This window comes from Pedobacter sp. ok626, assembly GCF_900100435.1.
Classification (GTDB): domain Bacteria; phylum Bacteroidota; class Bacteroidia; order Sphingobacteriales; family Sphingobacteriaceae; genus Pedobacter.
Genome location: NZ_FNEX01000029.1, coordinates 1 through 23,894 on the forward strand (window position 1 = coordinate 1; position 23,894 = coordinate 23,894).

21 protein-coding genes and 1 tRNA gene are annotated in these 23,894 nt (G+C 39.9%); 12 read left to right on the forward strand and 10 right to left on the reverse strand.

Annotated features, from left to right (window positions below):
* Positions 1–387: 387 nt before the first annotated feature.
* The gene (locus BLS35_RS27615) at positions 388–570 is read left to right on the forward strand and encodes a hypothetical protein (RefSeq protein ID WP_139205885.1); all 183 of its coding nucleotides are present in this window, start codon (positions 388–390) and stop codon (positions 568–570) included.
* A 185-nt stretch (positions 571–755) separates the two neighbouring features.
* Here the strand turns inward: BLS35_RS27615 and BLS35_RS26860 are convergent, their stop codons facing one another.
* Together BLS35_RS26860 and tsaD are read right to left on the reverse strand one after the other, a co-directional pair.
* On the reverse strand, positions 756–977 hold the full coding sequence (locus tag BLS35_RS26860) for a hypothetical protein (RefSeq protein ID WP_090787630.1): 222 nt from the start codon (positions 975–977) through the stop codon (positions 756–758).
* Positions 978–992: 15 nt separating this feature from the next.
* Positions 993–1,994, reverse strand: coding sequence for a tRNA (adenosine(37)-N6)-threonylcarbamoyltransferase complex transferase subunit TsaD (gene tsaD / locus BLS35_RS26865; RefSeq protein ID WP_090787633.1), 1,002 nt, complete (start codon positions 1,992–1,994; stop codon positions 993–995).
* 129 nt (positions 1,995–2,123) lie between these two features.
* Between tsaD and BLS35_RS26870 the strand changes: the two genes are divergently transcribed.
* Complete coding sequence (locus BLS35_RS26870) at positions 2,124–6,518, forward strand: translocation/assembly module TamB domain-containing protein (protein WP_254779166.1); 4,395 nt, start codon at positions 2,124–2,126, stop codon at positions 6,516–6,518.
* Between the two features lie 4 nt (positions 6,519–6,522).
* On the opposite strand, the gene BLS35_RS26875 is transcribed toward BLS35_RS26870, so the two are convergent.
* From BLS35_RS26875 to BLS35_RS26885, 3 genes are all read right to left on the reverse strand, one after another.
* Complete coding sequence (locus BLS35_RS26875; protein ID WP_090787639.1) at positions 6,523–7,734, reverse strand: bifunctional 3,4-dihydroxy-2-butanone-4-phosphate synthase/GTP cyclohydrolase II; 1,212 nt, start codon at positions 7,732–7,734, stop codon at positions 6,523–6,525.
* A 146-nt stretch (positions 7,735–7,880) separates the two neighbouring features.
* Positions 7,881–9,320, reverse strand: coding sequence for an LptF/LptG family permease (locus tag BLS35_RS26880; RefSeq protein ID WP_090787642.1), 1,440 nt, complete (start codon positions 9,318–9,320; stop codon positions 7,881–7,883).
* Between the two features lie 30 nt (positions 9,321–9,350).
* Positions 9,351–9,731, reverse strand: coding sequence for an START-like domain-containing protein (locus BLS35_RS26885; protein WP_090787645.1), 381 nt, complete (start codon positions 9,729–9,731; stop codon positions 9,351–9,353).
* A 796-nt stretch (positions 9,732–10,527) separates the two neighbouring features.
* On the opposite strand from BLS35_RS26885, the gene BLS35_RS26890 reads away from it, so the two are divergent.
* Positions 10,528–10,601 (forward strand) — tRNA-Met (locus BLS35_RS26890).
* Between the two features lie 156 nt (positions 10,602–10,757).
* Here BLS35_RS26890 and BLS35_RS26895 read toward each other — a convergent pair.
* Positions 10,758–11,489 (reverse strand): DUF3630 family protein, encoded by a 732-nt coding sequence (locus BLS35_RS26895; RefSeq protein ID WP_090787648.1) that lies wholly within the window; start codon positions 11,487–11,489, stop codon positions 10,758–10,760.
* 459 nt (positions 11,490–11,948) lie between these two features.
* On the opposite strand from BLS35_RS26895, the gene BLS35_RS26900 reads away from it, so the two are divergent.
* Entirely contained in the window at positions 11,949–12,326 is a 378-nt protein-coding gene (locus tag BLS35_RS26900) for a DUF7674 family protein (RefSeq protein ID WP_090787651.1), read from the forward strand.
* A gap of 353 nt (positions 12,327–12,679) precedes the next feature.
* Here the strand turns inward: BLS35_RS26900 and BLS35_RS26905 are convergent, their stop codons facing one another.
* From BLS35_RS26905 to BLS35_RS28315, 3 genes are all read right to left on the reverse strand, one after another.
* Complete coding sequence (locus BLS35_RS26905; protein ID WP_165973441.1) at positions 12,680–15,067, reverse strand: outer membrane beta-barrel protein; 2,388 nt, start codon at positions 15,065–15,067, stop codon at positions 12,680–12,682.
* Positions 15,068–15,351: 284 nt separating this feature from the next.
* Entirely contained in the window at positions 15,352–16,341 is a 990-nt protein-coding gene (locus BLS35_RS26910; protein WP_090787657.1) for a hypothetical protein, read from the reverse strand.
* A 12-nt stretch (positions 16,342–16,353) separates the two neighbouring features.
* A complete protein-coding gene (locus BLS35_RS28315) occupies positions 16,354–16,482 on the reverse strand; it encodes a hypothetical protein (protein WP_256375329.1) in 129 nt (42 codons plus the stop codon).
* A gap of 270 nt (positions 16,483–16,752) precedes the next feature.
* Between BLS35_RS28315 and BLS35_RS28000 the strand changes: the two genes are divergently transcribed.
* The 8 genes from BLS35_RS28000 to BLS35_RS26945 all read left to right on the forward strand — a co-directional run bounded on the left by BLS35_RS28000 (position 16,753) and on the right by BLS35_RS26945 (position 22,536).
* Positions 16,753–16,902: a hypothetical protein gene (locus tag BLS35_RS28000; RefSeq protein ID WP_165973440.1), complete on the forward strand. Its 150-nt coding sequence runs from the start codon at positions 16,753–16,755 to the stop codon at positions 16,900–16,902.
* Positions 16,903–16,995: 93 nt separating this feature from the next.
* Positions 16,996–18,717, forward strand: a complete 1,722-nt coding sequence (poxB, locus tag BLS35_RS26915; RefSeq protein WP_090787660.1) for a ubiquinone-dependent pyruvate dehydrogenase — start codon at positions 16,996–16,998, stop codon at positions 18,715–18,717.
* Between the two features lie 2 nt (positions 18,718–18,719).
* Positions 18,720–19,835 carry an FAD binding domain-containing protein gene (locus BLS35_RS26920; protein ID WP_090787663.1) on the forward strand — a complete coding sequence of 372 codons (1,116 nt, stop codon included), beginning with the start codon at positions 18,720–18,722 and terminating at the stop codon, positions 19,833–19,835.
* Between the two features lie 27 nt (positions 19,836–19,862).
* The gene (locus tag BLS35_RS26925; protein ID WP_090787666.1) at positions 19,863–20,096 is read left to right on the forward strand and encodes a DUF2630 family protein; all 234 of its coding nucleotides are present in this window, start codon (positions 19,863–19,865) and stop codon (positions 20,094–20,096) included.
* 10 nt (positions 20,097–20,106) lie between these two features.
* Complete coding sequence (locus BLS35_RS26930) at positions 20,107–20,634, forward strand: oxidoreductase (protein ID WP_090787668.1); 528 nt, start codon at positions 20,107–20,109, stop codon at positions 20,632–20,634.
* 11 nt (positions 20,635–20,645) lie between these two features.
* Positions 20,646–21,911 (forward strand): NAD(P)/FAD-dependent oxidoreductase, encoded by a 1,266-nt coding sequence (locus BLS35_RS26935; protein ID WP_090787670.1) that lies wholly within the window; start codon positions 20,646–20,648, stop codon positions 21,909–21,911.
* Between the two features lie 3 nt (positions 21,912–21,914).
* Positions 21,915–22,190, forward strand: coding sequence for a UBP-type zinc finger domain-containing protein (locus tag BLS35_RS26940; RefSeq protein WP_090787673.1), 276 nt, complete (start codon positions 21,915–21,917; stop codon positions 22,188–22,190).
* Positions 22,177–22,536, forward strand: coding sequence for an ATP-binding protein (locus tag BLS35_RS26945; protein WP_090787676.1), 360 nt, complete (start codon positions 22,177–22,179; stop codon positions 22,534–22,536). Before BLS35_RS26940 ends, BLS35_RS26945 begins: the two co-directional genes overlap by 14 nt.
* 95 nt (positions 22,537–22,631) lie before the next feature.
* Here BLS35_RS26945 and BLS35_RS26950 read toward each other — a convergent pair whose 3' ends face one another.
* The gene (locus BLS35_RS26950) at positions 22,632–23,885 is read right to left on the reverse strand and encodes a hypothetical protein (RefSeq protein WP_132226088.1); all 1,254 of its coding nucleotides are present in this window, start codon (positions 23,883–23,885) and stop codon (positions 22,632–22,634) included.
* Between the last annotated feature and the right edge of the window lie 9 nt (positions 23,886–23,894).

Consider the following 23,894-nt stretch of genomic DNA (forward strand, 5'->3'; position numbering starts at 1 on the left):
ACTTTTGATCAATGGCCATTCAGTTTTAACTTGCTCAGAAAAGTCTGAAAAACCGATGTTATCCACTCCGGCAGCTCCTTTGTTCCCTACAACCCGATCATAAGCCGGATACAGATTGCTTTTACTGATAATTTCTTCGAGTAACATGTCGAATTGCATTTTTTTTTCTCTGTTTCCTTGTTTCCTGCTTTCTTTCAAGATATCGCTCAGCGCTCCCTGCTACCTTTCTGCTTCCAGCATATTCCTTACAGAGCAGCTCTCCATTCGGAGTTTTCTGCTTTCTTTACGATAGTCCCATTTCCGGTAGTACTACTCGGACATTTAATGTTCAGCCCTTCCTTCTAAAAAAAAGTACTATGGCCTCTGCTGACTTCTGCGGAGGCAGTTATGTATCACTACATAACCTTGTTCCTTCGGGAGGCGCATCCCCCTCCGGCAACTACTCGGCAGACCTCCCCGGGTAAGAACGCAAACTTTCTCTCCATATACCTGTCGAATGTACAGCAGGATGTTTCGGATAGTTTAGGGCTTTGTTTTGTTATGCAAACTCACCCACATCCAACTGCCTAATTCGCTTCCTGTTCGTCAGGCCAGAGATTTACCGCCGGCTTCCTTCAGATTCCTCCTCGCGGAGGACACCCTTGCCTTAAGTTAACGCTTCCCACTATCAAGGTGCGTTCGGGACTTCCACCCTAGAGTTTGCGCCCGTGCCGGGCGCACATAAAAAAGGCTGATAGTTCTATCAGCCTTTTTTCTTACCGGTAACTTGGTGTCTGCGATTTAATTCTCGATCCTTCACCAGTTTCCATGAACTTGCTATCATACTTAATAATAGCAAACAGTGCGATCAAAGCCATGGCAATCAGCACCACTATTCCTATATAGCTCCTTTCTTTATCTTTTTTAAGAAGCCAACCCAAGAAAACTACCAGTGGGATTAACAATAATCCGAAAAATATATAACTAGCTGCATTCATAATTCTTTATTTATTTTAAAATTCCATTCTTGAGAGCGGAGCCACATCTTGCCCTACAAAATCCCCATTTAGGTACTTATGATACCCTGCTATGGCAATCATCGCAGCATTATCCGTACAATACTCAAATGCCGGGATATAAACATTCCAACCCAATTGATCAGCCATACTCTGCAACCCTTGTCTTAAACCGCTATTCGCAGAAACTCCACCAGCAATGGCAATTTCTTTTATTCCGTATTGCAGAGCTGCTTTCTTTAGTTTACTCAGTAAAATATGCACAATGCTATGCTGAACTGATGCGCAAATATCATTTAAATGGTCCGCAATAAAATTGGGATTCTCTTTCTCTTGTGCCCTGATAAAGTATAATATGGAGGTTTTTAACCCACTAAAACTATAATCTAATGCTTTGATTTGGGGATCAGCAAATTTAAAAGCTTTTGGATCGCCTTGTTTTGCATGTTTATCGACTAATGGCCCACCTGGATAAGGCAAACCTAATATTTTTGCTGTTTTATCGAAAGCTTCACCGGCAGCATCATCTAAAGTCTCCCCCACTATTTCCATGTTAAAGTAGTCTTTAACCAAAACAATCTGTGTATGTCCACCCGATACGGTAAGGCAAAGAAAAGGAAATTTAGGCTTCGGATCGTCAATAAAATGTGCCAGAATATGCGCATGCATATGATTTACCGATATAAGCGGCAAGTCAAGCGCCAATGCAAATGACTTGGCAAATGATACGCCAACCAATAATGAACCTAATAAACCTGGCCCTCTGGTAAAAGCAATAGCTTTTAGCTCCTTTTTGTTAACTTTAGCATCTGTTAATGCTTGTTGAATAACCGGAACAATATTTTGCTGATGTACCCTTGAGGCAAGCTCAGGTATTACACCACCATAATTTTTATGAATTGTTTGGTTTGCAATAACATTGGCAGTAATTTTGCCGTTGTTACATATGGCAACCGAAGTTTCATCGCAAGAAGATTCTATAGCAAGTATTACAGACACGAGTATTTATAATTAAGCTACAAAACTATTAAAAAACTATTACAAATACTTCTTTGGCTTGTTGCATCAGTAATTTTACTAGTTGCGATCGTTATTTTTTCCCTCCAGTTTAAGCCGGTGCAAACCTATGTGGCCAAAAAAGCCGCTGCTTACCTCTCAGACGAATTAAATACCACAGTATCATTAAGTAGCATCTACATAAAACCCTTTACTTCGGTCGTTATCGAGGATTTACTAGTACTTGATCAACAAAAGGACACCATATTAAACACCCCAAAATTCATTGTAAGCCTTAATCAGTTCTCCTTAAAACAGCGGGTAATAGCGATCAATACGGTTCAGATCAACAAAGGGTCATTTTTCTTAAAATCGTTTAAGGATAGGTCAACTAACCTGGATTTTATCATAGACTACTTCGATTCTGGTCCCAAAACAGTTAAAAAGAAGAAAAAACCCTACCAAATATCCTTCGACAGAATTATATTGAATAATTTCAGTTTCAAGTACAAGAACTTCAGAAGGGATACCATAATGAAAGGGATAAACTTTGATGATGTTGCCTTGACTAACCTAAATGGTATTTTTGAGGGATTCAATACTAAGGGACATATCCTTCAAACTCAGATAAAGGATCTAACCTTTAAAGAGAAAAGTGGGTTTTACCTTAAAAATTTAACTGCCCTTACAACAGTAGACACCAATAGCATTGAGTTGAAAAACCTGATGCTGGTGACAAACAGAACCAGGTTGACTGATTATTTTCAAATGCGCTTTAAAACGTTTGATGATTTTAATGACTATTTCAACAAGATAAGGATGAAGGCCAATTTTGTTGATAGTCATGTTTCCTCACACGACGTTTCTTTCTTTACATCTGAACTTGATCAGATGAACTTAGATATCGACATCGACGGTCAGATTACCGGTTTTGTGAATCATCTACGCGCCAAAAAACTTACCGTTAAAGCTGGTAAAGCAACCTACATAAAGGGTGACTTTGTGCTAAAAGGACTGCCCAATCTCAACGAAACTTTTATGGACATGAAAGTTGACATGGCTGGAACAAATAAAGCTGATCTTGATGAAATCGTAACGGATATAACCGGTAAGAAAGCAAAAGTAATCCCTAAAATCATAGATAAATTTGGAAACATTAATTTCAACGGATCTTTTACCGGTTTTAAAAATGACTTTATTGCCTACGGTGAATTCAAAACCAAATTAGGTAGAGCGGTATCGGATGTCAACATGAAAATAGACAAAAAGGGAGTCCCGTCCTATACCGGCAATGTTAAAACGTATGATTTCAATCTAGGAAGCTTAATTAATGAAAAAACGTTAGGCCGAATTACGGCTTCACTATATGTAAAAGGGCGGGGAACAGAGATCAATCACTTATCAGAAACACTAAATGGAGATATCGACTACATTGATTTTAACAATTATAGATATAGGAACGTTAAAATTGATGGAACTTTTGACAAGAAATATTTTGATGGTAGTTTAAAAATTAACGACAAAAACGTCCAACTTATTTTTGATGGCGGGGTTAACCTGAATCCAAAATTACCAGTATTCAATTTTAAAGCAACCATCAAAAATGCCAAGTTGAGGGCCCTTAAACTATATAAAGATTCGCTGAAAATTGACGCTGTATTTAGCACCAATTTTTCTGGAAGTAACCTGGATAACATCCAGGGACACCTTCGACTGCAGGAAATAAAACTGGACAATGTAAAAGGGATTTACAACATTGACTCTGTTGAACTACAAGCGAGTGGTGTGGGAAAAGACCGCAGCTTGGCCATAAAATCCGATATACTTGATGCTAGTATTAAAGGTCAGTACGACTTAAATACGCTCCCTTCCTACTACAAGACTTTAGCAAAAAGATACATCCCATCTTTAAAAACGGATATTGTTAAATTCAAGGATCAAATCTTTCAGTTCAATTTAAACATAAAAAGATTTGAACCTATAGCCCAATTACTTGTACCAGGCTTAGAAATAGAAGATCAGGCAATTTTTGTGGGTAATTTTGATTCGCCAAATAATACAGCGACACTTAATGGTTTTATCAAGAAGCTAAAATACAATGGCGTAGTTGTGAATAACATCATTGTCGACGAAAACACAAGTACAAATCAACTACAGGCTATTATTACGTCAGACAGGGTAGATTTGAATGATAGTTTGTACATCAAAAATGTAAATATTTCCAATATTTTAAGAAATGACAGTTTATCCTTAAACGTTAAACTCTCTAATGAAGATGATGCAAATCAGCTGGATTTGAATGGGCTAATTGAGTTCTCTAAAGATACAACTGCTCGTGTAAGTATCCTACCTTCCATTTTAAAAGTTAACAATGAAGAATGGAAGATTCAGGAAAAAGTAGGAATAAGCTTTCAAGACGGCAAAACCGAAATCAACAATTTCGATCTCAACAATGGAAGGCAATTCATTACACTGGATGGAACCCTGTCCAGTGATCCCAAAGATTTACTGCTGCTTGGCTTTAAAGATTTTAGTTTAACAACCTTAAATCCTTTTGTGAAGACGCTTGGGCTTAAAATTAGTGGAAATGTGAACGGGCAAACTACCCTAGCCAACATCCTTAAGTCGCCCGAAATACACGACAATCTAAAAATAGACTCTCTGGTTTTTAACGATACCTATATTGGTAGTCTAACGGATACCTCTTCTTACGACAAAGCCAAGAATATGGCGAATATATTTACCAATATTGTTACGGCTGATAGAGAGACCTTAAGAGCGACGGGAAAACTGGACCTAGAGAAGAAAGAAATTGACTTAGGGATAAAACTCGACAAGACTGAACTGGTTATTTTAGCTCCATTTGTCAAACACCTGGTTTCAGATCTAAAAGGTAATGTCTCCGCCGACCTCACTGTAAGGGGGCCCTTTGAAAAACCTGCCATTAAAGGTTCCCTTTCTTTGGATCATGCCGCTATGACAATCAATTACCTCAAGACCAGATATACAATATCGGATGCGGTTGCGGTGAACAATAGCGTTATTGAGCTTGAGGACCTTAAACTGACAGATGTAAATGGGCATGAAGCCATCGCAAATGGTACGGTAGATTTGAATAACATCAATAACCCAGAACTCGATGTAAATGTTGAGGCCACCAATTTCATGGCCTTAAATACAACTGAAAAAGACAATTCACTATACTTTGGCCAGGCTTACGCAACAGGGACATTTAAATTTAAGGGGCCTACAAATCTGATGTATATTGACATCGATGCAAAAACTGAAAAAGGAACAGTCTTCAATCTACCTTTAAACAGTTCCGAAACCGTTTCGAGTAAAGATTTTATCACTTTTGTAAGTAAAGACACCGCTACCTACGTAAAGAAACAAACAAGCTTTGAAGGATTAACGATGAGCTTAAAACTTGATGTTGATGCAAATAGTACGGCAAACATATTTACTTCGCTGGGCAATTTGAGTGGTAAGGGAAATTCTAAAAACCTAGCACTTAAAATTAACAGCTTAGGCGACTTTGAGATGTCGGGCGACTATATTATAGAATCTGGCAGCTTTGATTTTACGGCTCAGGAGGTCATTAACAAAAAATTCAGCATCAGGCAAGGTGGCACGATAAGATGGACAGGCAACCCTACTCTCGCCCAAATCAATTTGAAGGCCATATATGCGCTTAGAGCGAGCACCACAGACTTGTATTCTGCTGCGAATAGGGACAACCCCAACCCGAATGATAGAGTTCCTGTTGAAGTTGAGATGGGATTAAGTGGTTTATTATTAAGGCCGGATATTAAACTTGATGTCTTTTTTCCTTCAAATCCTGCGATTAAAGAGGAAATGCAGACTTATTTCAATGATGACAATAACAGGAATTTACAAGCCTTAAGTTTAATCATCAGACGTAGTTTTGCCCCAGGAACTGGAAAAGAGGGCCTTGGAAAACAATTATCTTCAGGGGTAGCAAGTACTGCGACAGAGCTATTGTTTAATCAATTTAACAATGTGCTTTCCTCACTAAATCTTGATTTTGTTGACATTAACATTCGCTCTTTAAGTGAAGCGAATGCATCCTTCCGTTTTTTCCAAAACAGGATAATTTTGAATGCGGGTATTGTGGATAAAAGAACAACCAACAGCGATCTTTCCCCTATTGGCTTTGACAGCGAAAATGTAGGGGGTGAAGTAGAAGTCCTTGCCCTGATTAAAAAAGATGGAACTTTGGTAGGTAAACTTGCAAACAAACCACCCACTCAACAAAGCATCTTTAATTTTGCCCAGAATCAAAACACCAATGTTACTTCATTTGGCTTAATTTACACACAACAGTTTGATAGTTTCAAGGAGTTTTTTCAAAAGATAACTGGAAAAATCCGAAGGGAGGAAAAAAAGAAGAAATTAGCCGACAAAAAAAAGACAGCGGAAGATGATAAAAAACCTTCCGCTGTCCAGCAGCCTACTAATAATAAAGAGGCTATATTAAATGATCAAAAAAAGCTAAAAAGGAAATAAATCCTTAGCCTTTCATGATTTGGTGTCCCATCTTATCACGTTTTGTTTTTAGGTAAAGCTCATTGTGAACATTACTTTCAATTTCAATTGGAATGTTCTCTACAATCTCCAAACCGTATCCGATCAAGCCTGCTCTTTTTGTTGGGTTGTTAGACATCAATCGCATCTTGCTTACGCCTTGAGCTCTTAGGATCTGCGCACCTACACCATAATCACGCTCATCACCTTTGAAGCCCAATTTTATATTCGCTTCTACGGTATCAAAACCTGCATCTTGTAAGTTATATGAACGTAGTTTATTGATTAGTCCGATTCCACGTCCCTCCTGGTTCATGTAAACAACAACCCCTTTACCTTCTTTATCTATCATTTCTAAAGCTTTGTGAAGCTGTGGTCCACAATCGCAACGACATGACCCAAATATATCACCAGTTACACAAGAGCTATGCACCCTTGCCAATACCGGCTCATCTGGTGTCCATTTTCCTTTACTAATAGCTAAATGAGTGGCATTGTTATCCAATTGCGTATAGGCAGTCATGTTAAAATCGCCCCATTGCGTAGGTAAGTTAATCGTAACTTCTTCCTTAATCAGGCTTTCTTTACTTAATCTATAAGCAATAAGATCCTTGATAGAGATGATTCTTAGCTGATGTCTTTCTGCGATTTTAAGCAAATCCGGAAGCCTTGCCATTTCACCATCATCCTTTAAAATCTCCACAAGCACACCAGCGGGTTTCATCCCAGCTAGAATAGCTAAGTCTACAGCGGCTTCTGTATGACCTGAGCGTCTCAGTACCCCACCATCTTTAGATCTTAGCGGAAATATGTGTCCTGGTCTTCCAAGCTCAGCAGGATCGATATTAGGGTTAATTAATGCAAGAATCGTTTTAGATCTATCAGATGCCGAAATCCCTGTGGTACACCCGTAGCCAAGTAAATCTACGGAAACTGTAAAATTAGTTTCATAAGCAGCAGTGTTTTTACCCACCATAGGCTCCAGACCAAGTTCATCACATCTTTGTTCCGTTAATGGAGCACAGATTAAACCTCTGCCATAAGTAGCCATAAAATTGATAACTTCTGGGGTAGCGTTCTCAGCCGCAGTTAAGAAATCACCTTCGTTTTCTCTGTCCTCATCGTCTACAACGATAATAACTTTTCCTGCTTTTATATCCGCAATAGCATCTTCTATTGCATCGAGTTTAATTTCCATTTTATAAGTATATCAATCCTCAAATCCTAAATCAATTTGAAAATCTATTAATTTACGCTGCAAAGTTACAACCTTCCAACACAATTTCACGCCTTAAAATATCATAAATAAGTAATGAATAGCGGGTTGTGGGATTGCCATCCCTCTTAAACTGCCTTTGAAGGTGATTTCCTTTTAAATATTTTAAAAATCTTAATGAATACCTGCTTGAAATTATTAATATCAAACAAAGCTGAATCGACAGTTGCTTTATATGTCAGGAAAGCGCCTAAAGGAGATAAAACAATAATAGCCAGCCACATACCGAAAAACGGAGTTAAAGATCCTTGGGTTGCAGACTTCTCGGCAACAGTGGCGATGATGTGATAAATGAGGAAGAACACAATGGCGACTACAACGGGTAAACCAAGCCCACCTTTTCGTATAATTGCCCCTAAAGGAGCCCCAATAAAGAACAGCAATAGACAAGAGAAAGCTAGTGTGAATTTCTTTTGATATTCAATCTCGACTTTGATAATGGCTCTTGTCCGATCACCATAGTCAGCAATTCTTGCAGATGTGGTTTGCATCACAGAGTTCGCTTGATCTAATGCACTTTGTATAACCGATAACTTTTGGTTCTTGGGAACTACATTTAGAACGGGTGCATCTACACTCTTTGCTTTCTCAATTACCTTTGTATATCCTTTTGTATAATTATTTTGTTTGTAATAACTACTTAGGTTTAAAGCGGCGAACTTATTTATACTATCTAGTTCGCGGGATAAAGAATCTTTCTTTTTAGATAGCCCTTTTAAATTGAGCATCTGTGTATTGCCCCTAAAACCTTCTTCATCCGTCCTATTCATCTTAAAACTAGAGATATCGAACTTTTGATCTGTTTCCTTAAAGCGCATCCTCGTTAACTCTTGCCTTGGATTAAAAGATGAACTTTTCCCACTAGACTCTTCATACCTTACGCCATCATGGAGATTCAATACCAAGTGGTTATCATCTTTGGACATCCTGCCTTCTTTGGCAATAATGATTTTAGCTATCCCATTGTTCCCGGTATGATCATAGATCATTACGTTATGCAACTCTCCATCATCATTCTTTTTGTCGACCCTAATGGAATATCCCGGAATACTATTGTTAAATACACCCTCCTTAATTAAGAAAGACAGTTTCTTGTTCCTAATGTCCCAAAGCAAGGAACCAAACTTTAAATTTGCCTTAGGCAGCATGTAATCTGAAAAAATGAAGGAACTGATGGCCAGGAAAATAATCACGACCAACAAAGGCATCATGGCCTTTTGCAAAGAGATACCGGCAGATTTGATGGCTACCAATTCATAATTCTCTCCTAAAGTACCGAATGTCATGATGGATGACAGCAGTATCGAAAGTGGAAGTGCCATGGAAACATTAGCCGCAGAGGCATAATACATCAGCTCAAGTATAACGTACCACTCAAATCCTTTTCCGATTAGTTCGTCGACATACTTAAACAAAAAAAGCATTAACAGTATAAACATCACTATAAAAAAAGTGACGAAGAATGGCTTTATAAATGCTTTGACAAGTAGTAAATGAATCTTTTTCAATGTACAAATGTAGGCAAAGCCAACGAAAAATTAAGCACCTAATACGCTATGCAGGTAGTTTATCTGATTATCCCAAATCAATGTACGCTCGGCCATGGTATCTTCAGTAGCAAAATCCGTTATCGAAAGGGCTACATCATTGGTTAATTCGTCCTGAACAATTTCCATTTCGAAATAGCAATGTGGGTCGTCATCAATCCATTTAAATTTAACGAGTTTGTTTTCCTTTATACTAAGCAATTTCGCTTTTTGTATCTCATCATCCCATGTGAAGGTATATGTTTGATCGCGGAATACAACATCATCCGCAAACCATTGGGACAGGCCATTTGGCTCGCTAATAAAGCTAAATAAAATACGTGGAGACGATCTCAATTCATATTCTAGGGTAAATTTTTTCTTTTCTGACATCGTTAAACGCTTACTTTCTGATTTGTTAGATAATTTTTAACATTTTCTAAAGGAAAGTAAATTTTTCTATAGTTGCAACTCTTTAGAAAATCGCACCTGTTTTTTAATGAATAAATGCGCTATAATGCAAGTCAAAATGGCTAGAACGCAAGTCCTGAAGTATATTAACAGATCTACATCCGCTGAACACTAATTAAAATTTAAGTGATTTATCTTTGTTAATACTCAGACCGAATGCAGGTAGATAGACAATCAAAGACTTATTCCACATTTAGAAAATAATTTTTTCAAATTTTCAGCGGTGCTTTCGCAGCCTGGATAGCACTTACTAATAGGCCTTTACTGGTAGTCTTCTGGTAGTCTACTTGCAGTTGGATTTTTACCGAACAAAGACGAACGAGAGACGAACCAAAGTCGAGGCAATAACGACTATGTAAAGAGCCACGGCACAGGGTTCCTGCAAGCCTCAAGTCGTTCCGAAAGAAATCTGATTTTTTTGCGCGGCTGTTTTACCGCTGTGAACGTAAATATAAGAAAAATGAATATATACTGAACATAAAACGGGAGTTTGCTCATCCTGCTTTCAATCTTTTGTCCTGTGTAGTGCATAGCTTATAATATATTATCATCATTAATTATATCTTTCAGCAGCACAAAGTAAAATAACTAGCTCATTATCACAACGAAACCACTTTCTTAAAGCTTATTACAGATTTTTTTTTATTATTTGAAATCATTCTCCTATATTTGCAGCTCTAAAAAATACAGATAATACATTTGTATTATATAAAAACCCGGCGGGGTAGCTCAGATGGTTAGAGCGCAGGATTCATAACCCTGAGGTCGGCAGTTCGATTCTGCTCCCCGCTACTGATTAAAAGCTCATCGAAAGATGGGCTTTTTTTGTTTGAAGCTATTTCATTTTATCTAAATCGAATCAGAGACTCTTTTCTATTGGTATGTCCGTAGAATTCCTACGGGAAGCTACGGATAGCTGGGAACCATCTGTCAAGCTGGGATAAATATTTATAGGGTGCCAAATAGCTTCTGCCACCATGAACGTCCTACCTTTGGTAAGGTGCTGTTAGCTGCTGGTTTTTCTTGGGAGATTGTTGTATCTGTCATTTCGGTAAGTTCATTGATTTGTCTGTCGTGTTTTGATTGCCAAAATTCATTTCGTTCCTCCTCAGGAACATCATAAAGGTTAAAGATTTTATTAATTCTAAACTTCGATGTAATAATATATTCTTTAGCTATTTCCAAATGACTTTCAAAATGTGTATGAAACATTAGTCCATAAATTCCAAGGGTAATGGCAAATGGAATATTGCTACAATCTTTTTCCAATGTCACTCTTGCTCCCCTCGAATGTTCCATATCAATCAAAATTGTTCCATTTTCTGAACCCTTTTTTCCAATTGTCCACCCATTTTCGAAATCTGACCAATCGAGGTCTATAAGTTTTTTAAAAAGTAAAGCGGAGAGCTCTATAACAGATATGTTGTCTATCTCGGTAGCTACTTTAAAGGCTTTGGGGAATATTGAAATACCTATATAGATATTATAATGCAAAACAAGTTCACTGTTGTTGTATCTAAAATCCCAGTAGAACGTGTCAGTATCTTTAAGTTTGTTTGAAAATTCTAGATTAAAATGATTTACTAAAAGATCTGCAACCCTATAAAATTTTTCAAAGTCACAATCATTGTATATAATTGCTTCGGTCCATCCTTTATCTGTTTCTAATTTTATTTCCATTCCTATCTTGTGGGTATTTAAACTTACAGCTAAAAAGCGAATATTTTATTTTGGTTCAGAATATTTCCAGTTAAATAGATCAACACTAGCTGTTCGCGTAGATATTAAATTTTAACATAGCTTGCCACTTTAGCCAATTCCTGCAAATGAGACAAGAAATAATTCGAAAGTTGCCCAGTAACCGCTACTGATCAGAAGCTCATCGAAAGATGGACTCTTTTTTATTTACAAGGGCCTTTAATTAACCTAAAATTTTTCTGTTGTTGCAAAATAAAACTATCGAAACCCCGCACACGCGATGCGTATGCGAGGGGCAGATTTGTACAGGATTTTGGGATTTTCGACAGGTATTTTAATAAGTTTCGCATACTTGGCAATCTATTCTAGTGACGCCAGAGGAGAACAAATTTTGCCGAGATATTCATATTAATCATTAATTTGCTTCTTTAATAATCAGCAATGAGCGACGAAGATTTTTTTGAGGATTTGGTGAAATCATTTCCAATTCTAAAAATAGATATTGAGGAGGAAGATATCTATATGGTTCATATGCGTATGGAAGTGTTTGCGAGGTACACTAATAAGCTGATAGTGGAAAACAATATCCCGGAAATAACTAAATGTTTTGATTTCCTTGAATCGAGGATTGATCTTATGAGTGACTCCTTAAATAACGCCTTGAATGTTTCATACTGCGAAGCATTACTATTAGGCGAAAATGCAAAAAAAATGGCCGCAATAGTCCAAACAATGCCCACGAAGCTGTCAGTTGTATATGCAGAGTATGAACAGTATTATGCAGATATATGGAAAAGGTATCGCGACTCAGGTCAGTAGAATAGTTTTATCAGGATTTTGAACGACCGAAAAGTGTACATCAGGCCTGATGCACACTTTTGGCGATGCTCCTTGCAAACCGTTCGATGCCTTTTTGCGGGTATTTTCAATCTGCCTAAAAAAGCTATTGAAGAACTTTTATCTAGGTAGTTCGATGTCCCAAATCCAAGTGCGAAACAAATACAAATTAATCTTCAAGTTTGTTTAATCTAGCTAAACGACGCAAATCTTCTATAAATTCATTCGTGAATCTATGTCCTAACGCTATTACCTCCGAAGCAGGCTAAACTTAGCAAGAGGCTGGTCAATTATTGAAATTGACCAGTCTCTTGCGTTAATTTTATCTCCAACAATTAAATTCCCTGCTTGATCCGGTTGGTTTCTGTATCATCGGTATTTCTTGACGCTTTATTTCCTTTGCTGTTTCCAAAACGGTAAAGAATGCTGATCATTGTTTTTCTATTATCTTTATATGCTGTATTGAACTGATGCACACCATTGACAATGCCCTTATATTTCCGCTGACTGGTTTTAAAAATATCAGATGAATTGAGGGAAAAAGTTAATTTTCTGTCCATAAACATCGCTCTTAAACTTAAATCAGTTGCATAATAAGCCGAACTGATCAATCGGTTAGCTACTTCAGGAAACTGATACCAAAATGTAGCATTCGCCATTAACGTTTTCTTTGTGTTGAGGGTAAAAGTATTATCCGTTGAGACATAACCGCTCCATTGTTTTAACGTTCCTTCTGCAATTGCCCCGTTTGATTTAGACCTTTCCACATAAACATTAAACTGATTGTTGTTTTCCCACCAGCTTATTTTATTGATGGTCAGTGTTTCACTCAGGCCGGTGGTTACTGAATTTGCATAATTCCGTTGCACACGGGATTGAATGTTACTTTCCGGGTCGAAAAAGTCAAGGGTGCTAAATCCATTGGAAACAAAATTGGAGTAAACAGAAGTACTCAACCAATCCTTATAATTGTAATTTAACTCGAAATTATTGCTAAAGGATGGTTTCAGGAACGGATTTCCTTCCTCGTAGACGTTAATGGCGCTATAAAGTCTGGCTGGATTCAACAAGCTGTAATCTGGCCGGTTAATTCTCCTGCCGTAAGTAAAGGAAAAAGCATTGTTTTCATTCGGGCTATGCTTCAGATAAAAAGTAGGAAACAACTGGACATAATCGTTTTTGTTTGCGGATGTTTGCAAAGAGGAACTTCCGGTAGTCTGGGTCATCTCCATTCTTAAACCCAATTTCATGCTCCATTTGTTGAAATTCTTATCTGCCGTTGCATACAGCGACTGTGTGTTTTCTTTATAGTCGAATAGGTTATTGTTGCGCACAATCGCATCTGAGCTAGGCTCATAGACCAGGTCGTTTTTACTTTTGATATTTGAGATTTTGGCCCCCAACTCCAGACTGGCGAATTTATAGGGTAAGCTGAGGTCTAATTTGCTGGAAAAGATGTCAAAGCGTTCATCCTGAGCTAAACCAACAGGCTGGTAATTATTTAACAATTCCAGCTCAGGCAAATAACTCTTACTTTGGAAATGATTGTTATCAATGGTTCCGTATTTAAAATAATTGGAAGTAAATTCTATCTTTTTTCCTGAGGTATCAATTTTATGATCCAGATAGAATTCAAAGTTTCTCAGCGTATACTTCAATTTATCTTTGCCAGTAAGCACTAATGTGGAATCTAAAAGCCGGCCTGTGGCGTAGAATGCGCCATTCTCCTTCGAATCAATCGTGTAATGACGTGCACCCTCCATGTATTTTACGCCTATTATTGTGTTTGCGGTTAAATCGTAATCCACCCTGATATCTCCTCTTCCTCCTTTTCCAGTTGTTAGCTCATCCAGCTGCCGCTCCCATAAGCTTTTTGGGCCAGAAAAAGCAGAAAAAGACTTAGATTCTATTTTCAAATAAACACCACTTAGGTTACTGCTGAGGTGAAGCTTCCCCTGATTATAATTGAAGATCCCTGTTAGGCCGGCGGTGTATCTGCTGGCTATAATACCACCAGTATTGATCATGCCGTTGAAGCCCTGCTCGCCATTCTGCTTTAATACAATATTGATCAGGCCTGAGTTTCCGTCTGCTTCATAACGTGCCGAAGGATTGGTGATGATTTCAATTCTTTTGATGTTGCCAGAGGGAATTGACTTCACATAGCTGATCAGATCAACACCCGAAAGCTGGATCAATTTATCATTTACCATGATTTTAATGCTGTTCTTTCCGACGATATTGATACCATTATCATTGATGCGAACCCCGGGTGCCTTGCTCAGTGCATCAATCCCATCTCCGCCAATGGCAGACAGGCTATTTTCTACATTGAATAAAATCCGGTCTGTTTTACGGACGATGAGTGGCGCCTTCATATAAATATTGACCTCCTTCAATTGCTTGCCCTGTCTGGTTAACCTCACAAGCAAAATGGTATCCTGATGAAGGGCATCAGGTAAATCTACAAACGTAGATTCAAAGCCTATGGCACTAATGACCAGTTGATGTTGTAAGGTTTGCTTTGGATTCAGCAGGAAGACACCGATGCTATCTGTGATGCTGGTTTGTACAATGGATTTTTCTGATTTTTTCTGCAGAAGGATGCTGGCAGAAATTACGGGCTGATTGTCCTCGTCGATTACTTTTCCTTTGATTAAATGTTGTGCGGATCCGGCTAAAGTAATAAAAGTTAGGAAAATGGCAAGTAGGTTTCTTTTCATTAAGTAAGTTCTAGTTTTACTCATGATGATTTTCCTATAAGTATTCCATAAATGAAGTTTCAATAACATATTGCCACGATTATATATTGACAATCCAAATCGTTCAGTTTGATCGGGATTGTCAGTGATAATATTTTGTAGTTCTTGAACCTGACTTTGAAAAGAGAGATAATTTCTTTGTAATCCAATTCATTGCCTTGAAATCAGGAAACCGAATTTCTCAACTCCAATAACTAATGAGATTTAAAGTAATATTTGCTCCGGAACAAACTAAGCTGCGTGAATTATTTTGCACCCTCATTTTGAGCATTTAGCTTGCTCTGAATTAACAAAAGATAAGATTGAACATTCGAACTTAATAAGCTTACCGATTTTTCTAATTGGCCCAATAATACAGAACGGGTTTGTAAATCGTCCTCGGAGTAACTGCCACCCTTATTAAAGAGCAGATCAAGCATGCGGTTATCGGCTCCATTCAACTCAATATCCGACCATCTTTTTTTGATATTTTGCTGTATAGATAGGTTGCTATTGCCTATGTTGAGTTCTTTCCTGTTCATGAGTTGCCATATAAATTCCGGGTATTGACTGGACACTGGTGGCTCGGTCCAGATATCTGAAATCAGATTTCTTTCATATGTAAAATCTACTTTGTTGTGCCCGGTTTGCAGGAGCTTGGCACCCAAGTAGGCCGATACTATTGCCCCTCCAATTACAATTATATTTTGTGGTGTACTGCTTTTTACAAAAACAGGCGCCACTGCGGTTGCCGAGCCGGCAAATATGGCAGCTATGGTTAAATTATTCGCTCTCTTTGATTTGTAACCGTCCAGAAAAACGGTGGCCCTTTTTGTCCTTTCAGCTTCACAACTAAGCTCAGACTGCAGTGCATCAAAAACCGATTTCACCCTCAATACCTTTTCAGTAAGGCGCTGTCGTTGTTCCAATCGCTTAGCCATTGCTCCGGCGGACCTATCGCTTTGAGTGATCAACAGCTGTTTAATAACGGGTACTATCCCAGTAGCGTTAGCTACCAGGATTTCATTTTTTGAAAATCTGTTACTTAGTAACGAATCATCTTTCAATAGCGAATCTGGATTAGTAAAAGATGGTTCAATTTCTCTAAAACCAGCATTGATATTTGACACACAATAATCATCCTTCATGATCAGACGAAACTGGGACGCTTTTCTGGAAGTATTGCAGCTCATTAACAGCGGCAGAATGCCAATTAAAAAAAATGAAAATGCATGGAGCTTAGTTTTATTTTTCATGACAGTTTGAGTTTAAAATGTATTAGCGATAGCTCCATTGGCTGTGACACCACCCTTTGCAGAAGAGTAATTAAAGTTTCCGATTGATCCATTAGGTAAATAACCCGGAGAAAGGCTGTTTTGGCGACGTTGTGTTTGCATGGCTATTGTTATTTGATATTTTGCTGTGCTAAACTAAACGATACCATAGCAATGGGTTATCGTTATTCGGCGAACGGGCAAATACTATCGCTAAATGCTATGATACCAATTAAAGCAGGAAACCAAGCTACAGCCGCTATGATTTTAGCCTAACAGGCCATTAATTGGTTTCAACGACACTATTTCCTTGTTCAACGAAAATCATCCATGGCGTTTTAATAAGGACCCTAATTTTAGGATATAATAAAAAAACACTAAAACACGATCGCCATGAAAACATTAGCATTACCTCCTTACATTTCTTTTGTCCATAAAAAAAATAACCGAACTAAAAATCCGGCTCATGTGCGTTTAGCAGTTATGTCCTGCCCAATCAAGGCATTATTTAGTAATTATAGCCAGCCCCCAAAATTTGAATAAATATCAATCCGCCTTCAGTAGTAGTTGTTTTTAACTATGAAACAACATGACAGCATATGCCTAATTATACACACCTTTTAAAGTTAAATCATTATGTCTAAAACCATAGCATCAAAATTAGTAGAGATACTAGAACACGCCGGTGTAAAACATATACATGGCGTAGTGGGCGATTCGCTCAATGGAATTACCAATGAACTGCGCAAATCAGGTAAAATAAAATGGATCCACTACCGTCATGAGGAGGCGGCAGCATTTGCTGCGGGTGCAGAAGCGCAATTGACCGGCAGATTAGCAGTTTGCGCGGGCAGCTGTGGCCCGGGCAATATGCACCTGATCAACGGTTTATATGATGCACATCGCAGTAATGCGCCCGTGTTAGCTATTGCGGCACAGATCCCCAGCGAGCAGATAGGCACCAGCTATTTTCAGGAAACCAGGCCGGAGGCGTTATTCCGCGAATGCAGTTATTATTGCGAAACTATTACTTCTGGAAAACAAATGCCCAGGGTATTGCAGATCGCTATTCAAACAGCAATTAGCATGAAAGGTGTATCGGTAGTGAGCTTATCCGGAGATGTGGCTATGCAGGCAGTCAACAACGATGAACTGGAACATCCATTATTTTTAAACCGCCCGCTTACCCGTCCATCAGATACCGACCTTAATGTACTGGCAAAGCTCATTAGCCAGGCTGAAAAGATCACACTGCTCTGTGGGGCTGGTTGCGCCGGGGCTCACGACGAATTAATTGCCCTGGCCGGCCTGCTGTCTTCGCCTATGGTGCATGCGCTTCGCGGGAAGGAGCATGTTCAATATGATAATCCATACGATGTTGGCATGACCGGCCTGATCGGCATGGCATCCGGTAATCATGCGGTGAAAACCTGTGATCTGCTGCTGATGCTGGGTACTGACTTCCCCTACAAGGAATGGTACCCCGATGGTGCAAAAATTGTCCAGCTTGATATTCGGCCCGAACGCTTGGGCAGGCGGTGCAAACTGGATTTGGGGCTTACGGGCGATGTAAGTGAAACCATCAAAGCTTTATTACCAATGGTGATTGCAAAAACGGATAGCGTATTCCTGAAAGATTGCCAGGAACGCTATCGGCAAAATCGCCAAAACCTTGATAAACGCGCCGCAGGTGAAACAGGGAAATTGATACACCCCGAATACCTCACTAAAGTTTTAAGCGATCAAGCAGAACCAGATGCCATATTTACCGCCGATGTAGGCACACCGACCGTTTGGGCGGCGAGGTATCTGCAAATGAAAAAAAACAGAAGGCTGATCGGTTCATTTAGCCACGGTTCTATGGCTAGTGCAATGCCCCAGGCAATTGGTGCACAACTGGCATTTCCCGAAAGGCAGGTGATCTCCTTATCGGGCGATGGCGGTTTTGCAATGATGATGGGCGATATCCTGACCATTTACCAATATGATCTGCCGGTAAAACTGATCATTTATAACAATGGTTCATTAGGATTTGTAGCCATGGAAATGAAGGTAATAGGTATGCCGCCGTTCGGTACCGAACTTAAAAACCCCGATTTCGCAAAAATGGCAGAGGCAATTGGCATAATGGGTATACGCGTAGAAAATTCAGAAGATTTACCGGCTGCGGTAGCAAAGGCTTTGGCGCACAAAGGACCGGTTTTGATAGATGTGTTAACCAACCCAACAGAACTGGCCATGCCGCCGCAGATTAATTTTGAAGAAGCAAAAGGATTTGGAATCTATATGGTCCGCCAGGCGCTTTTAGGCAACGGTACCGAGGTTTTAGAAACATTGCAAACAAATTTTTTAAAATAGTTATGAAAGTATCCATCATCGGCGGGTCTATCGGTGGGTTGTTAACAGGCATCGCCATGCAAAAAACCGGACATCAGGTAGATATTTATGAACGGTCAGCAACAGCAATGCAAGGCCGGGGCGCGGGGCTGGTTGTACAAGCTGAATTAATGAATTATATGATACATCAAGGCATATCCAGCCACCAGCTGTTTGGTGTTCCAGCTGCGCAAAGGCAAATCCTGAATGGCCAGGGATATCCGGCCTACAGCTATGACAACGACACTTCATTTACATCATGGAATTATCTTTGGCAACAATTAAAGGCTTATTTTCCGGCGGCAAACTACCACTACAATCATCAGTTGGTAAATTTGCAGCAAACAGGCAAAATTGTAAACGGCACTTTTGCCGATGGCAGCCAAATTGAAACTGATTTGCTTATTGGCGCCGATGGATATAATTCGGTAGTGCGTCAGCATCTTTTCCCCGACATAGCCCCCCTATACGCGGGTTATGTTGCTTATCGCGGCCTGATACCCGAAGACGAATTGACAGCAGAGGAAATTGATTTTTTTGCCAATAAGTTTACTTTGTACCCCTACAGTAATTCTCATTTACTGGCTTATCTTGTGCCGGGCAATCATGGCGAACTGGGCAAAGGCAGGCGGCAATTAAACTGGGTTTGGTACCTAAACAAAACTCAGGCCCAACTTAAAGACTTGATGATTGATAAAAATGGCGTTGAGCGGCAATATAGTGTACCCGCAACGTTCTTACGTGATGCAAATATCGCTGAATTAAAAACCAGAGCCCAAATTGAATTGCCCGAGATACTATCGGCAAGGGTACAACAAACCCAAAACCCTTTTGTGCAGGTAATTGTTGATATGGCAGTTCCAAAAATGTATCAGGGCCGGGTTGTCATACTTGGAGATGCAGCATCATTAGTAAGGCCGCATACTGCGTCTGGAACTGCTAAAGCGTATGAAGATGCTGCAGCACTCGCTGCTGTATTGACAGACCATTCCACCCTAGCAAGTGCCTTACAACGGTGGAATACTATGCAACTACATCATGCTGCCGAACTTATTAGTTACGGAAGACGATTGGCAAAAGGGAGCGGATTAGGACAATAATTAAATTAACAACAAATATTAATCATCATGGAAGACAATCAAGTATTAAACCACATTAAAGCCCTGACAGAAAAAGAAGAGAAACTGTGGGGTAACGAGAATATAACGGACGATGACGTGCAGCAACTGCATAAAATAAAATTGGAGCTTGATCAATATTGGGATTTGCTTAGTCAAAGAAGAGCTTTGCGCGATGCGCATAAAAACCCCGACAAAGCCGGGATTCGCGATATCGACACTATTGAAAATTACAAAAATTAAGGCGAAAATCATGGCAAATATCAATTTATTCAGTCCTCTTAGAATCCGGGGCATGGCCTTAAAAAACAGGATCGTCGTATCGCCGATGAAGCAATTCAGTGCCGTTAACGGCAAAGTTGGGCACTGGCATATAGTACATTTAGGCAGCCGCGCCGTGGGGGGCGCAGGGCTTATCATGGAAGACGAAAGAGCCTGGAAAATAGAAGACAGCATTGTTTTGGCCGGTATATTGAAACAAATAGGTGTAGACCTGATCACTGCTTCAGCAGGAGGTTTCGTGATTCTAGATAAAGCAAGGGTTTATCCCTCGTACCAGGTTCGCTTTGCCGAAAAGATCAAAGCCGAGACCGGCATCCTGTCTGGTGCTGTTGGTGCAATCACCGAAGCTGCGCAAGCAGATGAGATCATCGCATCCGGAAAAGCCGACCTGGCCATCGTGGCACGCGAATTTTTAAGAGATCCTTATTTCCCGATGCATGCCGCTAAAATACTGGGGGCAAATGTTGAAATTCCTTTTCAGTATAAAAGAGCCTTTTAAATTGTAAAGCTATGGAAAGAACTAAAGCAGTGTTAAATACCGTAAAGGTTTACGGCACCATGGAATCCAGCGAGGCTTACATTATTCGCGATTTCCTAAAACGCAGTGTGGCGGCTTTTGATTGGATACCCGTACCCGACATCAACGCTTTGCAGCACCTAATAACGGCTCCGATACCTGAATATGCAAATTTACCGGTGGTTGAATTACCAGGCGGTAAACTGTTATTCGATCCTTCTATCGAATCGATCGCTTTTAGTCTGGGATGGATCAGTAAACCTAAACATACAGAATACGATGTATCGATCTTCGGCGGTGGCCCTGCCGGGCTTAGCGCCGCAGTTTATGCCGCATCGGAAGGCCTGCGTACAGTTTTGGTGGAACGCGAAGCGATCGGCGGCCAGGCCGGTACCAGCTCACTTATCGAAAATTACCTTGGCTTCCCTAACGGCTTAAGTGGCGCAGAATTAGCTGAACGTGCCCGGCAGCAGGCCGTAAAGTTTGGTGTGGAAATACTGCTCATGCGTAGAGGGGTCAACGCCAAATTTATCGCTAATAAACTCCATGTCGACCTGGTTGATGGCAGCAAAATTATTGCCCGGGCCAATATTTCGGCAACCGGGGTAGAATATAGCCGCCTTGATCTGCCGGATGAAAACCGCTACCTTGATAAAGGTGTCTATTATGGTGCTGGTTCCAGCGAGGTACTGCTTTGCACCGATGAGCATGTCTTTATTGTTGGCGGAGGTAACTCTGCCGGGCAGGCAGCGCTTAATTTTTGCAGGTACGCTAAAAAGGTAACGCTGGTTGTCCGCGGCAGCGACCTGGCCTCTACCTTGTCGTTTTACCTGCTTAATCGTATTCAAAACAATAAGAACATCGAGGTACTGTTTAACTCCAATATCACCGCTTTGAGTGGTACCGGCACATTAAACGAAATCAACATAACAGATCATTTAAACCATACCATAACAAACTATTCAACCCGCTTTGTTTTTGTATGTATAGGTGGTAAACCCAATACGACATGGGCGAAGGATACAGCTATCGTTCGCGACGAAGCCGGTTACCTGGTGACGGGTACAGATCTGTATGAACCATCCTTCAAAAGCAAATGGTCCAATTCATTTACACCAGCCTTTTTAGAAACCAGCGTCCCTGGCTGCTTTGCTGCCGGCGATGTCAGGCATAACTCCATTAAACGGGTAGCCTCTGCCGTTGGCGAGGGCGCCATGGCCGTAACTTTTGTACATCGTTATTTAACCAAAAACTATTAAAAAATGGAAACTCAAATCTGTAAACACCTTAAACTATTGATAGTTAAGCCAGCCGACAAATATTATTGTGAAGAATGCATAAAAACAGAGAGCACATGGCTGCATCTGCGGGCATGCCAAACCTGCGGAGCTGTTTTATGCTGCGATTCGTCGCCTAACCAACATGCTTCTAAACATGCCGCGCATACCCATCACCCCGTTGTAATATCTGCCGAACCCGACGAATATTGGGCTTACTGCTACCCGCACGATCAAATGATAGATATTGATCCTTATTAGATCATTCCAAAATTGGGGGGATTTTCTTAAAGAATTGGATCTAACAGAAGGTAAAGCTACCGGCATCCCCATGATAAAAAAAGCAATGCAGCAAAATGGTTCACCAGATCCCGATTTTGAGACAGACGATGAACGCAGTTATTTTCAAGTTACCCTCAAGATACATCCTGGATTTCTTCCAGAAAATAATGTTTCGACAAGCTCAGAGATAACTGAGGGAGCAAAAAACAACCCAGCAACCTCAAATTACCCTATTTACGTAGACATCAAAGTAATTGAGGGAGTCAGCACAAGATTAAAAGACAAACTAGGCAAGACACTCCAGAAGGCCCATAAGATTCTTTAGTTCTCTCATTACGGATGATATTCCAAAAATGGGCATTAAAGTACAATGATCAAGATAACACTACATTATATAGAAGAATAACGGATATTATATCTCTAATAGATTTCCATTATCTTATCGGCATGCAGCATATAATAATAGAGAATGGTGCGAAGCTGCAATACATCGTCTTCAAAATAGACACCGACATCTCCGGTACTACTGACAGCGGAAGCACCAACATCTTCGCCCGTGCTTTTGGATAGTGATTGCGAAAAACGCATTTGCTGTTCCTTGGATTTTACCAGCTCATCCGCCTTTGTTCCTGCTTTCTGTATTGCGATCTTTTGCTCCAGCTCTATTTTCGTTAATATACAATCGGCCTGGTTTTTACAGGTAGCCGCATGTTCTTTAATTTTATCGTTAAAGCCATAAGCGGAATAAGAGGCTAACGCGTTATAGTTGCACAAAAGGTTATATGTTTGTGAAATAAGAAGAAAGCGTAATGCTTCTTTTTCAAATGCGGTAAGTTTCAAACCATCGATGACTACTTCTTCCGCTTTGATCCATTCCATTGCCAAAGGTTTCAGCTCATCCCAATCGCTTCTTGTAGTCATTTGCGGGAGGCTCTCTTTGTTTTCTATTTTGTTCAGGTAGTTTTTGCTAAGCTCGCTCAGGCAGCCAGGCAATTCTTCTTTGTTACTGATATCGCACAAGCAGGGAAGTTTACCCTCGCAATTTTGGGTATAAGGCAGGAAATCAAACACACAATCCTCCGCCACACCAAGGGGAATATCTCCATTAAGCTGGGCATAAGTTGTTCGGTAAGGCTTTACATAATTCTCCTCCAGATCCCGGAGGAGCAGATATTGCTTTTTGTCGTTATATAGAATATCATATGCATAAGCGATAACCATAACCGATTGTGCAGTAAGGCTTTTAGGTAATTCAATGGCCAGGGCCTTGTATTTTTCTTTCGACGGATCGGAACTTCCAAAGTCTGTCAGCAGGCAATAGAGCAAGCGTGTCTCTGCTGGCACTTTAGGATCTTCAATTGTTGTTTTGTATTTGCCTTCGATGAACTGTTGATACTTTTTTTTGTAAGTGGTAAAGTATTCCTCAGCGGCATCATCTTTCCATTCAAAATAGCTGGCCAGAGCAGAAATCAATGTTGCTTTTTCACCAAGACTATGATCGGAACTGAGGTAATTAATAAAGGAAGCTTCAGCCATTCCATTTTTTGAAACAGACTGTATCATACTGTCATTTTCATATAATTTGGTAAATCCTAATCCCGGTAAAAAGGAAGAATCAGCATTGGCAGCCTTTGCAAGCATGAAGCACAAAAAGAGAGTCAGGTATTTTTTCATTATTTATAT